Origin of the sequence: Streptomyces sp. Ag109_G2-15 (genome assembly GCF_900215565.1) — a bacterium.
Taxonomy (GTDB): Bacteria; Actinomycetota; Actinomycetes; order Streptomycetales; family Streptomycetaceae; genus Streptomyces; species Streptomyces diastatochromogenes.
On the sequence record NZ_OCNI01000002.1, the window covers coordinates 1,916,361 to 1,928,828 of the forward strand.

Annotated in this window: 11 protein-coding genes; 3 read left to right on the forward strand and 8 right to left on the reverse strand. The window is 74.2% G+C overall.

Going from position 1 to position 12,468, the window contains the following annotated elements; all coding sequences use genetic code 11:
- Positions 1-118 precede the first annotated feature (118 nt).
- Positions 119-1,738 (reverse strand): ABC-F family ATP-binding cassette domain-containing protein, encoded by a 1,620-nt coding sequence (locus CRP49_RS44885; RefSeq protein WP_097259066.1) that lies wholly within the window; start codon positions 1,736-1,738, stop codon positions 119-121.
- A 42-nt stretch (positions 1,739-1,780) separates the two neighbouring features.
- Complete coding sequence (locus CRP49_RS44890) at positions 1,781-2,467, reverse strand: histidine phosphatase family protein (protein WP_097259067.1); 687 nt, start codon at positions 2,465-2,467, stop codon at positions 1,781-1,783.
- 73 nt (positions 2,468-2,540) lie between these two features.
- On the opposite strand from CRP49_RS44890, the gene CRP49_RS44895 reads away from it, so the two are divergent.
- Entirely contained in the window at positions 2,541-4,034 is a 1,494-nt protein-coding gene (locus tag CRP49_RS44895) for a bifunctional phosphatase PAP2/diacylglycerol kinase family protein (protein ID WP_097259068.1), read from the forward strand.
- Positions 4,035-4,133: 99 nt separating this feature from the next.
- Positions 4,134-4,985, forward strand: a complete 852-nt coding sequence (locus tag CRP49_RS44900) for a class I SAM-dependent methyltransferase (RefSeq protein ID WP_097259069.1) — start codon at positions 4,134-4,136, stop codon at positions 4,983-4,985.
- On the opposite strand, the gene CRP49_RS44905 is transcribed toward CRP49_RS44900, so the two are convergent.
- From CRP49_RS44905 to CRP49_RS44920, 4 genes are all read right to left on the reverse strand, one after another.
- The gene (locus CRP49_RS44905; protein WP_097259070.1) at positions 4,966-5,640 is read right to left on the reverse strand and encodes a GvpL/GvpF family gas vesicle protein; all 675 of its coding nucleotides are present in this window, start codon (positions 5,638-5,640) and stop codon (positions 4,966-4,968) included. The two genes, CRP49_RS44900 and CRP49_RS44905, sit on opposite strands and share 20 nt — an antisense overlap.
- Positions 5,641-5,691: 51 nt before the next feature.
- The gene (locus CRP49_RS44910) at positions 5,692-7,539 is read right to left on the reverse strand and encodes a transketolase (protein WP_097259071.1); all 1,848 of its coding nucleotides are present in this window, start codon (positions 7,537-7,539) and stop codon (positions 5,692-5,694) included.
- The gene (locus CRP49_RS44915) at positions 7,536-8,855 is read right to left on the reverse strand and encodes an NAD(P)/FAD-dependent oxidoreductase (RefSeq protein WP_179852058.1); all 1,320 of its coding nucleotides are present in this window, start codon (positions 8,853-8,855) and stop codon (positions 7,536-7,538) included. The genes CRP49_RS44910 and CRP49_RS44915 overlap by 4 nt, the downstream gene beginning before the upstream one ends.
- A 117-nt stretch (positions 8,856-8,972) precedes the next feature.
- The gene (locus CRP49_RS44920; RefSeq protein WP_097259073.1) at positions 8,973-9,386 is read right to left on the reverse strand and encodes a phage holin family protein; all 414 of its coding nucleotides are present in this window, start codon (positions 9,384-9,386) and stop codon (positions 8,973-8,975) included.
- A gap of 101 nt (positions 9,387-9,487) precedes the next feature.
- On the opposite strand from CRP49_RS44920, the gene CRP49_RS44925 reads away from it, so the two are divergent.
- A complete protein-coding gene (locus CRP49_RS44925) occupies positions 9,488-9,835 on the forward strand; it encodes a VOC family protein (RefSeq protein ID WP_097259074.1) in 348 nt (115 codons plus the stop codon).
- A gap of 9 nt (positions 9,836-9,844) precedes the next feature.
- Here the strand turns inward: CRP49_RS44925 and CRP49_RS44930 are convergent, their stop codons facing one another.
- Both CRP49_RS44930 and CRP49_RS44935 read right to left on the reverse strand, forming a co-directional pair.
- On the reverse strand, positions 9,845-11,839 hold the full coding sequence (locus CRP49_RS44930) for a DUF5107 domain-containing protein (RefSeq protein ID WP_097259075.1): 1,995 nt from the start codon (positions 11,837-11,839) through the stop codon (positions 9,845-9,847).
- Positions 11,840-11,879: 40 nt separating this feature from the next.
- Positions 11,880-12,452, reverse strand: coding sequence for a GNAT family N-acetyltransferase (locus CRP49_RS44935; protein WP_097259076.1), 573 nt, complete (start codon positions 12,450-12,452; stop codon positions 11,880-11,882).
- Positions 12,453-12,468: the final 16 nt, after the last annotated feature.

Consider the following 12,468-nt stretch of genomic DNA (forward strand, 5'->3'; position numbering starts at 1 on the left):
GGTACCCGCCCGGGCACGCACTGCCCCCGAGCGTTTCCGGGAGGGAGCCGTGGAGCTCGTTTCCTGAGTCCACTGTACGAACATCCGGCTCCCCGGGCCCTCCGGCGGAGCCACGGGGCTACCGGGCCCGTTCCACCCGGCGTTCGTCCCAGACCGGCTCGGGGGTCTCGCGGACCCGGCCGTCGCTGCCGAAGACCAGGAAGCGGTCGAAGGAGCGGGCGAACCAGCGGTCGTGGGTGACCGCGAGGACCGTGCCGTCGAAGGCCTCCAGCCCCTCCTGGAGGGCCTCGGCGGACTCCAGGTCGAGGTTGTCGGTCGGCTCGTCCAGCAGCAGCGCGGTGACTCCCTGGAGTTCCAGCAGCAGGATCTGGAAGCGGGCCTGCTGGCCGCCCGAGAGCCGGTCGAAGGGCTGTTCGGCCTGGCCGGTCAGCTCGTAGCGGCGCAGCCGGGACATGGCCGCGCCCCGGTCCTGCGAGTGTTCCTTCCACAGGATGTCGAGCAGGGTGCGGCCCTGCAGCTCGGGGTGGGCGTGGGTCTGGGCGAAGTGGCCGGGGACGACCCGCGCGCCGAGCTTCCACCGCCCGGTGTGCGCCACGTCCTCGCCGGCGAGCAGCCGGAGGAAGTGCGACTTGCCCGAGCCGTTGGAGCCGAGCACGGCGACCCGTTCGCCGTAGAAGACCTCCAGGTCGAAGGGGTTCATCAGGCCGGTCAGTTCCAGCTGCTCGCAGGTGACGGCCCTTACGCCGGTACGGCCGCCCTTGAGCCGCATGGTGATGTCCTGCTCGCGCGGCGGCTCGGGCGGCGGACCGGCCTCCTCGAACTTGCGCAGGCGGGTCTGCGCGGCCTGGTAGCGGGACGCCAGCTCGTGGCTGATGGAGGCCGCCTGGCGGAGGTTGAGCACCAGCTTCTTCAGCTGGGCGTGCTTCTCGTCCCAGCGGCGGCGCAACTCCTCGAAGCGGGCGAAGCGTTCGCGGCGGGCCTCGTGGTAGGTGGCGAAGCCGCCGCCGTGCACCCAGGCGTCGGCGCCGGCCGGGCCGGGCTCCACGGAGACGATCTTCTCGGCGGCGCGGGCGAGGAGTTCGCGGTCGTGGGAGACGAACAGGACGGTCTTGCGGGTCTCCTTAAGCTGCTGTTCCAGCCAGCGCTTGCCGGGCACGTCCAGGTAGTTGTCCGGCTCGTCCAGCAGCAGGACCTCGTCGGTGCCGCGCAGCAGCGCCTCCAGCACCAGACGCTTCTGCTCGCCGCCGGAGAGGGTGCTCACCTGCCGCCACTGGGCCCGCTCGTACGGCATGCCGAGTGCGGCGGTGGTGCACATGTCCCACAGGGTCTCGGCCTCGTAGCCGCGCACCTCGGCCCAGTCGGCGAGGGCCTGGGCATACGCCAGCTGGGCGGCCTCGTCGTCGACGGTCATGATGGCGTGCTCGGCCCGGTCCACGGCCTTGGCGGCCTCGCGGATGCGCGGCGGGGCGACGGAGACGAGCAGGTCGCGGACGGTCGACTCGTCCCGTACGGAGCCCACGAACTGGCGCATCACACCGAGGCCGCCACTGACGGTGACCGTGCCGCCGTGCGGCTTCAGCTCGCCGGAGATCAGGCGCAGGAGGGTCGTCTTGCCGGCGCCGTTCGGGCCGACCAGGGCGACGGACGCCCCTTCGCCGACCCGGAAGGAGACATCGCCGAGCAGCGTCCTCCCGTCGGGGAGGTGGTACTCGAGGTGCGCGGCTTCCAGATGTCCCATGAGGAGGCATTCTGTGGGGCGCTGCCGACCTGGGGCAAACGCTTATGCGGGCTCCGACGGTCCCCCGCCCATGCGTCCCGCCGTGTCCAGCGGCGCCCCGGTCGGCCCGCCCTCGCCCGCCGGTACGACCGTGGCGTCGGCCCAGGACAGCGCCTTGAAGCCGTCGGACGGGGAGCCCTCCAGGATCACCACGCCGGCGTTGTCCAGCGGGCGGGCGGCGGCGAAGGCCACGTCGACGTTGTCGGCGCGGGCGGCGGTCCACATGCGGATGGCGGCGCCGTGGCTGATCATCGCGACGGTGCCGGCGCCGCTCCCGGCGGCCTCGGCGATCACGGCGTCGTACCGGGCCAGGACCTCCTCGCCGTTCTCCCCGCCGGGGATCCTGAGCGCGGTGTCCCCGGCCGCCCACGCGAACACCGTGCGCATGTAACGCCGGCCCTCCGGGGAGTCGCCGGGCACCATCTCCAGGTCGCCGGCGGAGATCTCGCGGATGCCGTCGCGGACGGTCACCTCCAGGCCGCGGGCGGCGGCCAGCGGGGCGGCCGTGAGCTGGGTGCGGATCAGGGTGGAGGCGTAGAGGGCCTCGATGTCCTCGGCCGCGAGCGCCGTGGGCAGGGCGGCGGCCTGCGCCTCGCCGAGCGGGGTCAGGCCCGGGCCGGGTACGGCGGTGTCCAGCAGATGGTCCAGGTTGGACGGGGTCTCGCCGTGGCGGACGAGGAGCAGACGCATGGCAGGGGCCCTCCGGGTGTCGATCATCGCCCGCCGGTCGGGAAAACGTCCGGTTCAGGGTACCCGGCAGCCTATGAGCCCAGACGTCGATCTCACCGTCGCGAAGCCCGGCCCCCATCCCCTGCGCAACCGGCTGCTCGCTCTCGACAGCCGGCTGTTCGAGTTCGCGGCCGAGCAGCACTGGCCGTTCGCCGAGCCCGTGCTGCCACGGCTGAGCCGGAGCGCGAACCACGGTCTCCTGTGGTTCGCGACGGCCGCCGCGATGGCGGCGAGCCGTACGCCGCGGGCCCGCCGGGCGGCCGCCCGCGGGCTGGCCTCGCTGAGCCTGGCCTCGCTGGCCATCAACACGCTCGGCAAGCGCTCGGTACGCCGTCCACGGCCCGTCCTGGATCCGGTCCCGCCGGTCCGGCACCTGAAGCGGCAGCCGATCACCACGTCGTTCCCGTCCGGTCACTCCGCGTCGGCGGCCGCGTTCGCGACCGGCGTCGCCCTGGAGTCGCCGGCGTGGGGCGCGGCGGTGGCTCCCGTCGCCTGGTCCGTCGCGCTCTCCCGTGTCTACACCGGCGTCCACTTCCCGAGCGACGTGCTCGCGGGCGCGGTGCTGGGCGCGGGTGCCGCGTTCGCGGTACGGAGCCTGGTGCCGACCCGCGCCCAGGCCGTGCCGCCGGCCCGGCCCCGCGCCGAGGTCCCGGCGCTGCCCGACGGGGCGGGGCTGGTCGTCGTGGCCAACTCCGGCTCCGGCACCGCGGACCGGGTGCGCACCCTGCGCGCCGGCCTGCCGCTCGCCGAGGTCGTCGAGTGCGAACCTGACGATGTGCCGACCGAGTTGGAGAAGGCGGCGGCCCGTGCGCGGGTGCTCGGCGTGTGCGGCGGGGACGGGACGGTGAACGCGGCCGCCGAGGTCGCCCTGCGCCACGGCCTGCCCCTCGCGGTGCTGCCCGGCGGCACCATGAACCACTTCGCCTACGACCTCGGCGTGGAGGACGTCCGCGACCTCGCGCGGGCGGTCCGGCGGGGCGAGGCGGTGCGCGTGGGCGTCGGCCGGTTCACCTGCGGCGACACGCGGGGCATCTTCCTCAACACCTGCAGCCTGGGCGTGTACCCGGAGCTGGTGCGGGAGCGGGAGGACTGGTCGCGCCGGATCGGCGGCTGGCCGGCCGGGGTGCTCGCGGCGCTGCGCGTGCTGCGCGCGCACGGGCATCCGATGGAGGCCGAGTTCCGCGGCCGGGCACGCCCGTTGTGGCTGCTGTTCGCCGGCAACGGCACCTACCACCGGATGGGCCTGGCCCCCGGCCGCCGCGTCGACCTGGCCGACGGGCAGCTCGACGTGCGGGTGGTGCACGGCGGCCGCCGCCCCGCACTGCGTCTGCTGGCGGCGGCGCTGGCCGGCCCGCTGACCCGCTCCCCCGCGCATGCGGCGGTCCGGGTGAGCCGTCTGCACGTCGCGGGTGTCGCGCCCGGCACGCTTCTCGCCCATGACGGCGAAGTCACCGAGGTCGCGGGCGAAGTGACGCTGGAGAAGCTCCCCGAGGCGCTCACGGTGTACCGCCCACTGGACGGCTTCTGACACCCCATCAGTCCACATGGCAAAACACAGGTCTCACCATGCGACATGCAGGCATACGGTGAGGTGTAGCGACAGGACGTCGAACAGGGGAGTTCAGCCATGCCGAAAACGCAGGAGACCGCCGTCTACACGCACGGCCACCACGAGTCGGTACTGCGGTCGCACACCTGGCGGACCGCCGCCAACTCCGCGGCCTATCTGCTCGGTTCGCTGAAGCCGCACATGAAGATCCTGGACATCGGCTGCGGCCCGGGCACCATCACCGCCGACCTGGCGGAACTGGTCCCCGACGGCCATGTCACCGGCGTCGACCACGCCCCGGGAATCCTGGAGCAGGCCCGCAAGGCCGCGGCCGAACGCGGCCTGGCCAACGTGGACTTCGCGGTCGCCGACGTGCACGCCCTGGACTACCCCGACGACACCTTCTGCGTGGTCCACGCCCACCAGGTGCTCCAGCACGTCGGCGACCCGGTGCAGGCGCTGCGCGAGATGCACCGGGTGACGAAGCCGGGCGGCTTCATCGCCGTACGCGACGCGGACTACGAGGCGATGACCTGGTATCCGGCGGTGCCGGGCCTGGAGGACTGGCTGGACCTGTACAGGCGGGTCGCCCGGGCCAACGGCGGCGAGCCCGACGCGGGGCGCCGGCTGAAGGCCTGGGCGCTGGCCGCGGGCCTGAGGGACATCACGGCCACCTCCGGCACCTGGACGTTCGCCACGCCCGAGGAGCGGGCCTGGTGGAGCGGGCTGTGGGCGGACCGCACCCTCGCCTCGGCCTACGCCGACCGAGCCACGCAGGGCGGTCACGCCTCGCCGGAGCACCTGCGGGCGGTGTCCGAGGCGTGGCGGGAGTGGGGCCGGCGGGAGGACGGCTGGTTCACCGTCCTGCACGGGGAGATCCTGTGCCGCAAGGAACGCCAGGAAGCGGCGGTCACGTCTCGTCCCCGCTGAACTCCCCGGAGAACGAGTAGGCGGCCCAGGGCCCGGTGAGGTGCACCCTCAGTCCGGGCACCTCGGCCTTCGTACGCCGCACCAGTTCCACGAACTCCTCGGAGTCCGCCCGGCGCACGAGATAGGCCGCGTCGAGCACCGGCCGGCCCGGTGCCGCGGCGGGCGGGGCGTGCCGCGGCGGCAGCAGCCGGGAGTCCTCGGCGTGCCGGGAGAGCCGTTCGTGCAGGTCCCGGGCGGGCACGGCGGGCCCGCTGTCGCCGCGGTCGACGTAGGCCTGGACGCGCCACTCCACCCGGCCCTCCAGCCGGTCGAGGACGCGCCGGAAGTCGTCCTCGCGGGCCTCGACCATCGTCCGGACCCCGCTGTCGTCCCGGAAGACGGTGACGGGCCTGAGCGGCAGCGGGGTGGTGACGGTGGTGAGCGCGTCGACCACGCCCTGGTGGGCGCGGGTGGTCGCGGCCAGCCAGTCGTGGTCGCCCTGGCGGGCCCGCAGGGCCTCCTCGCCGAAGTCGCCCTCCGGGACCGTGCTGACGACCACGACCAGCCCGTGGTGGTGCAGCAGCGCCGGCGGGGCGCCGCCGATGCCGGTCAGCTGGACCTGCAGCGGCGCTCCGAGCGGGCGGCAGACGGCGTAGACGTAGCGCAGTCCGGGCATGGGGCCTCCTTCGGCGACCCGGCGCTTCCTGGGCGGATCGGGGTGCCTCGCTCAGCGCACGATCGCCTCCTCGACCAGCAGTTTCGCCGTGGCCGCGATGCCCAGGGCGTCGATGCCGGCCGCGTGCAGCTGTTCGTCGGGCGCGGCCGAGCCCGGCATGGTGCGCACCGCGAGCCGGACCAGGCGGGGCGCGGGCCGGCCGTCGCCGAACGCCTCCGCGACGGCGTCGCCGAGCCCGCCCTGCTCGTGGTGGTCCTCGACGGTCACCAGACAGCCGGTCTCCTCGGCGGCCCGGCGCAGGGTCGCCACGTCGACGGGCTTGACGGAGTACAGGTCGATCACCCGCACCGCGATGTCCTCCTCCGCGAGCCGGTCGGCGGCGGCGAGCGCCTCGTGCACGGTGACGCCGGCCGCGACGACCGTCAGCCGGTCCTGGTCGCCGGAGCGCAGCACCTTGCTGCCGCCGATGGGGAACTCCTCCTCGGGGCCGTAGATCACCGGGGTCGCGCCGCGCGAGGTGCGCAGATAGCGGATGCCGTCGAGTGCGGCCATCTCCGCGACCAGCCGGGCGGTCTGGTTGGCGTCGCACGGGTAGAGCACGGTCGAGCCGTACAGCGCCCGGAACATCGCCAGGTCCTCCAGGCCCATCTGCGAGGGCCCGTCCTGCCCGATCGCGACCCCCGCGTGCGAGCCGACCAGGTTGATGCCGGAGCCGCTGATCGAGGCCATCCGCAGGAAGTCGTGGGCGCGGGTGAAGAACGCCGCGAACGTGGCGGCGTACGGCACCCAGCCGCGGGCCGCGATGCCGACGGCCGAGGCGACGAGCTGCTGTTCGGCGATGTAGCACTCGAAGAAGCGGTCCGGGTGCTCCTTGGCGAACACCTCGGTACGGGTGGAGTCGCCGACCTCGCCGTCCAGGGCTACGACGTCGGCGCGGGCGGTTCCGAGCGCCGCGAGGGCCTTGCCGAAGGCGTCGCGGGTGGCGACCTCGTCCCCCTGGTCGTAGTGCGGGAGTTGGACGACCTCGGTGGTGAGGGAGCGGAGCATCGCGGCGGCGGGCGGCTCGCCGACGCGGACGCGCACGTCACGCGGTCCGCCCAGTTCGGCGATGGCCTCCTCGGGTTCGGGCAGCGGCTTGCCGTGCAGGCCCTCGCGGTCCTCGACCGAGGCGACGCCCTTGCCCTTGAGGGTGCGGGCGAGGATCACCGTGGGCTGCCCGGTCCGGGCCAGCGCGTCGCCGTAGGCCCGGTCGACGGCGTCGACGTCGTGTCCGTCGATCTCCATCGTGTGCCAGCCGAAGGCCGCGAAGCGGCGGGCGTAGGCGTCCAGGTCGTGGCCGTGCCGGGTCGGGCCGCGCTGACCGAGCCGGTTGACGTCCACGATCATCGTCAGGTTGTCGAGGTGTTCGTACGCGGCGTGTTCGGCGGCCTCCCACACCGAGCCCTCGGCCAGCTCGCTGTCCCCGCACAGCACCCACACGCGGTAGCCGACGCGGTCCAGGCGTTTGCCGGTGAGCGCGATGCCGACACCGACCGGCAGGCCCTGGCCGAGCGAGCCGGTGGCCGTTTCCACCCACGGCAGCCGGCGCGGGGTCGGGTGGCCTTCGAGGCGGCTGCCGAGCTTGCGGAAGGTGAGCAGCTCGCCGTCCTCGATGACACCGGCCGCCTTGTACGCGGCGTACAGCAGCGGCGAGGCGTGTCCCTTGGAGAGCACGAAGCGGTCGTTGGCGGGGTGTTCGGGGCGTTCGAAGTCGTAGCGCAGATGGTGGGCGAGCAGGACGGCCATCAGATCGGCGGCGGACATCGAGGAGGTCGGATGCCCGGAGCCCGCCGCGGCGGCGGCCCGCACACTGTCGACGCGCAACTGCTGGCCGAGTTCGGCGAGTTCGGCGGTGTTCATGAGACTCCTTCGGGGTGTTGCGGGAGAGGGTGCTCCGGTGACGCCGTGTCCAGGGGCACCGCCCAGGACCGGACGAGCCCCAACTGGACGGCCTGGCGCGGGAGTACGGCGTCCAGGAGCCAGTCGGCGGCGACGCGGACGCGGTTGCCGGGCAGCGCGGCCAGGTGGTAGCCGCGGGTGACCGCGCCGGCCGGCAGCCCGGACAGCGGGATGCCGAACGGGTTGGCGGCGGCCTGGACGCCGCCGAGGTCGACGGCGAAGCCCAGGTCGCGGTGGCGGTAGGCGCGCCGGCGCCGGCCGAGGCCGAGCGAGGCGGCCACGTTCTCGCCGGCCACCCGGCCCTGCCGCCAGGCGTGCTGGGCCGTCATCGGCGTGAACTCGCCCGGGTGCTCCAGATCGGGTACGGCGGCCGCGTCCCCGCAGGCGAACACGTCCGCGCTCCCCGGCACCCGGAGGTACGGATCGACGATCAGCCGGCCCCGCTCCAGCGGCTGTCCGACGGCCTCGACCAGCGGATCCGGCCGGACCCCGACGCACCACACCAGGGTCCGCGACGCGACGAACTCGCCGTCGGTGAGCAGCACCCCGTCCCGGCCGGCCTCCTTCACGGAGGTCTCCGTCCGTACGTCGACGCCCCGCGACCGCAGCACCCGGCCGGCCGTGCGGGAGAGCCGCTCGTCCAGCTCCGGCAGCACCCGCGGTGCGGTGTCCAGCAGGATCCAGCGGGGCCGCCCGGCGCCCGCCGGGTGCCGGCGCGCGAGGCTGTCGGTGAGCAGCTGCATCTGCGCGGCCACCTCGGTGCCGGTGTAGCCCGCGCCGACCACGACGAACGTGCACCGGGCGGCGCGGATCCGCGGGTCTTCGGCCGTGGCGGCCAGCTCCACCTGCCGGGTCACGTGGTCGCGCAGGTACAGCGCCTCGGGCAGTCCGCGGAACCCGTGCGCGTGCTCGGCGACCCCCGGGATCGGCAACAGTTTGTTGACGCTGCCGACGGCCAGCACCAGCCGTTCGTAGCCGACGGTCCCGGTGCCGCCCTCGGGGTCCGTGTAGTGGACGGTGCAGCCGTCCAGGTCGACGTGGTGCGCCTCGCCGAGCAGCAGCCGCACCCCGCGCAGGGTGCCGGGCAGCGACACGGTGATCCTGCGGGGTTCCAGGATCCCGGCGGCCACCTGGGGCAGCAGGGGCAGATACAGGAAGTAGTCGGTCGGGTTGAGCAGGGTGATCAGGGCCCGGCCCCGGGTCACACGGGCGAGGGTGCGGGCGGCCCGGTACCCGGCGAAACCGGCGCCGACGATCACGACGCGTGGTCGACTCACGGTGTGCCTCCGGCGGTGTGGCTCCTCCGAGGCTTTCCGCGTAACCGACCCCGCGCCACCCAAACGCCCCTCAGCTCACCCGGACGCCGGTGCGGCCCCCGTTCCCCCCTGTGGGGGTCAGGCGCGGTGGTGCGGGCCCTCGGGGTCGATGCCCGGCCGGAGGGGGGCCTCGGACGGCATCGGCGGGTACGGCGTGCCGGGCGGGACGGCGGCCTCACCCACGGCGGCCGCATGCGGGTGCTTCGGGTGGGCGGCGCCGCGCAGCAGGTAGGCGATGACGCCGAGGATCGCCGCGGTGATCAGTGCGGCGGCCCAGCCGGGCAGGCCGGCGGCGAGGCCGAGGCCCAGGGCGAGCGCGAGCGCGCCGCCCGCGTACAGGGCGACTGCGCCCGAGGCGGCGTAGAGCAGGGCGGTACGGCGCTGCCTGCGGGTCTGCTCGCGCAGCTCGTCGCGTACCGTCTCGCGTGCCACCTGAGCCAGCTCTTCGACGAGGTGCTTGTCCAGATGTTCCAGGTGATCCAGGTGATCCATGTGCTCCATGAACTGCGGGTACCCACCGCACACGATGCGTAACAGCGACGGCCACGGCCCTGGCCTGTGCGCGCCCGGCCGCCCCAACTAGGCTCGTCCGCATGGAGATTCTGGGCGCCTCGCTGCGCATCTGCGTCGACGACCTCGAAGCCGCGATCCCCTTCTACGAGCGTCTCGCGGGCGGCAGAGCGCTCCGGTTCGAACGCGGGGGCGTACAGGTCGCCGCGATCGGCTCCTTCCTGCTGATGAGCGGCCCCGAGTCCGAGCTGGAGCTGCTGCGCAAGGTGACGGCCACGATCGCCGTGAAGGACGTGGACGAGGCCCACCGGCTGCTCACGGAGCTGGGCGCCCGGATCGTCGCGGGACCGGTGCCGACGCCGGTGGGCCGGAATCTGCTCGCGGTGCACCCGGACGGCTCGGTCTTCGAGTACGTCGACCACGGCGGCTGACACAGGCTCTCAGGGCGTGTCCGGGCGCATCCGGAAATCGTAGCGGGCGGGCAGGGGCTCGTCGGTGAGACGGGCCCACAGCCGCCCGATCACCTCCGCGCCCTCCCGCAGGTCCGCGACCTCGAAGCCCGCGTCGAAGACGGCCCGGGCGTCGGCGCGCCGCCCCTCGGCGAGCAGCAGCTCGGCCTCCAGCAGCCGGAACCGGCCGCGCCGCCGCACGGCGGGCAGCAGCCGCTCCCACACCGCGCGGGCGTCCGCCGGCCGCCGGGCCCGCAGCAGCGCCGCCAGGGCCTCCCGGCCGAGCGCGGCCACGGCGGCCGTCCAGGCCTCGCCGTCGTCGCGCCGCTCGCGGCACAGGTCGTCGAAGGCCTCCGCGTACCGCTCGGCGGCCCGCTCGTGGTGCCCGGACTCCTGGTCGGCCACGGCGAGGCAGCGCAGCAGGGGCCACAGGGACGGGGCGAGCGGGAGGGCGCGTTCCCAGCTGCGGACCGCCTGGGCGCGGTCGCCGGCGTGCCACTGGGCGACGCCGAGGTGGTACTCGGTGTGGGGGTCGGCGGGCGCGGTCTCCAGCATGTCCCGCCAGTGCGGGGCGACCGGTGTCTCGCCGGGCGGGCGGACCCGGCGCGGCTCGGGCAGGGAGCCGGTGCGCAGCAGCTCCCGCCAGGGCGTCTGTGCCTCGCCGAGGGTGGACTCGGGGAAGGGGGTGCCGGGCAGTTTCCAGTCGGCACGCAGCACTTCGAGCGCGCCCCAGCCGGAGCCGGTGGCGAGGATCTCACCGGGTTCGGTGTCGGCGTACGGCTTCCAGGCCGCGTGCGCCTCCTCGACACGGGCGCGCGGCAGCACCGCGGCGAGCCGCTCCTCGGCGCCCCGGACGACCTCCGGCCACGCGCCCTCGGAGGGGGTGTCGAGCGGGCCGTACGCCTCCAGCCAGGACACCTCGCTCTCCGGCTCCAGCCGGACGTGCTCCAGCTGGGTGCGGGCGAGCCCCGCCTGGATCTCGCAGTAGCCGCCGGTGCCGGGCTCGGTCAGCCACTCCTGCCAGCGCCGGCCGCCGGGCCCGCTGCCCCACACGAACAGCTTGCGGCCGCGCAGCCTGTCGGTGGAGGTCTGCACCAGCCCGTGCCCGTCCGCGTCCAGCGCGGCGATCCAGCGGCGCCGGCCGTCCGGGACCTCGTAGAAGTAGTCGGCGGCGTAAGGGCTGTTGAGCGGGTACGTACGGTCGATGCCGTCGTACGAGGGCACGGGCACCCGGCGCAGGCGGCGCTCGTAGCCGAAGTGCCAGGCTTCCTCGGCGGGGGCGAGGATCCGGCGCTCCTCGGGTACGGCGGTGTTGGACCACCAGTACGTGGGCACCGGGCGCTCGTGCGGGTTGCGGATCCGGACGCCGACGTACAGGAAGTCGGAGCCCTCCGGGAGCCACAGGTCGACCTGGAAGGGCAGGTCGCGCAGCCGCTCCCACTCCCACAGCCGCAGCATCTCGCCGCCGTCGGGGGCGGGGACGCGGGCGGCGTGCAGGGGGGCGCAGGAGAGGGCGGTGTGGCCGGTGGCGCCGATGTTCCACTCGATGCCGCCGGAGTACCAGGCGCCGTTGAGAGCGAAGTCGGCGGGCTGGAACACCGGGTTGCGGTAGAGGAGTTCGCGTCCGGTGGGCAGGTGGACCAGGGAGGCGATCCGGCCGCCGAGGGCGGGCAGGACGGTGGCGCGCAGCCGGTCGTTCTCGATCACCAGCGCGTCCAGGGCGCGGGGTTCACGGGTTCTGCCGTACCCGTCGCGGACGCGCACCGGCAACAGGCTGTGCAGCGGCTCGTAGCCGAGTTGCCGGGCCATGTCCCGGGGCATGTCGCCCCGCTCCCGGCCGCCGATGCGGTGGTCCCCCACTGCCTCAAGGGCGTGGGCGGTGCCCCCATCGTCGAGAGGCCGGAGCGGGGGCAGGGGGTTGTCGGGGCCCAACTGCGCGGCGGGCAGGGTCAGTACCTCACGTCGGATCCTCGTCACGATGACCATGGAACCCGGGGTGCGGGGAGTCGGCCAGGGGCGCTGCCGGTCAGGATTGCGCAAAGGCGGGGTCGGAAGTGGCGCGCATCTCGACGGTGAGCGCCCAGCGTTCATGGTCCCGCCAGGCCCCGTCGATGAAGATCATGTCGGGCGAGAAGCCCTCCAGCCGGAAGCCGGCGCCCCGCGCCATCGCGACGGAGGGGACGTTGTCGGGCTGCGCGTTGATCTCCAGCCGGTGCAGCCCCAGCGGCCCGAACGCGTACCCGATCACCAGGTCGAGGCCCTCGCGCATCAGCCCCCGGCCGGCCGCGTGCGCGAAGGCGCCGTAGCCGAGGGCGCCGCACTGGAAGCCGCCCCGGACGATGTTGTTGATGTTGATGAACCCGGCGATGTCCCCGGAGTCCTTCTCGCACACGAGGAACCCGGCCTTGCTCGGATCCTCGATGAGCGGCTTGGCGTAGGCGGCGTAGCCCTCGTCGGTGTCCGGCGGGAACAGCCACGGCCGGTGCAGGTCCTTGCTCTCCCTGGCCCGGGCGGTGAACTCGGGGCCGTCGTCCAGGGTGAAGGGGCGGATGCCCACGCGGGGGCCTTCGGCGAGGTAGCGGGATGTGGTGTGCGGCATCCCGCCAGCCTACGGG

Coding starts and splice junctions, on each gene's coding strand:
- CRP49_RS44885 (WP_097259066.1), bottom strand. CDS start 1,738: ATGGGACATCTGGAAGCCGCGCACCTCGAGTACCACCTCCCCGACGGG.
- CRP49_RS44890 (WP_097259067.1), bottom strand. CDS start 2,467: ATGCGTCTGCTCCTCGTCCGCCACGGCGAGACCCCGTCCAACCTGGAC.
- CRP49_RS44895 (WP_097259068.1), top strand. CDS start 2,541: ATGAGCCCAGACGTCGATCTCACCGTCGCGAAGCCCGGCCCCCATCCC.
- CRP49_RS44900 (WP_097259069.1), top strand. CDS start 4,134: ATGCCGAAAACGCAGGAGACCGCCGTCTACACGCACGGCCACCACGAG.
- CRP49_RS44905 (WP_097259070.1), bottom strand. CDS start 5,640: ATGCCCGGACTGCGCTACGTCTACGCCGTCTGCCGCCCGCTCGGAGCG.
- CRP49_RS44910 (WP_097259071.1), bottom strand. CDS start 7,539: ATGAACACCGCCGAACTCGCCGAACTCGGCCAGCAGTTGCGCGTCGAC.
- CRP49_RS44920 (WP_097259073.1), bottom strand. CDS start 9,386: ATGGATCACCTGGATCACCTGGAACATCTGGACAAGCACCTCGTCGAA.
- CRP49_RS44925 (WP_097259074.1), top strand. CDS start 9,488: ATGGAGATTCTGGGCGCCTCGCTGCGCATCTGCGTCGACGACCTCGAA.
- CRP49_RS44930 (WP_097259075.1), bottom strand. CDS start 11,839: ATGGTCATCGTGACGAGGATCCGACGTGAGGTACTGACCCTGCCCGCC.
- CRP49_RS44935 (WP_097259076.1), bottom strand. CDS start 12,452: ATGCCGCACACCACATCCCGCTACCTCGCCGAAGGCCCCCGCGTGGGC.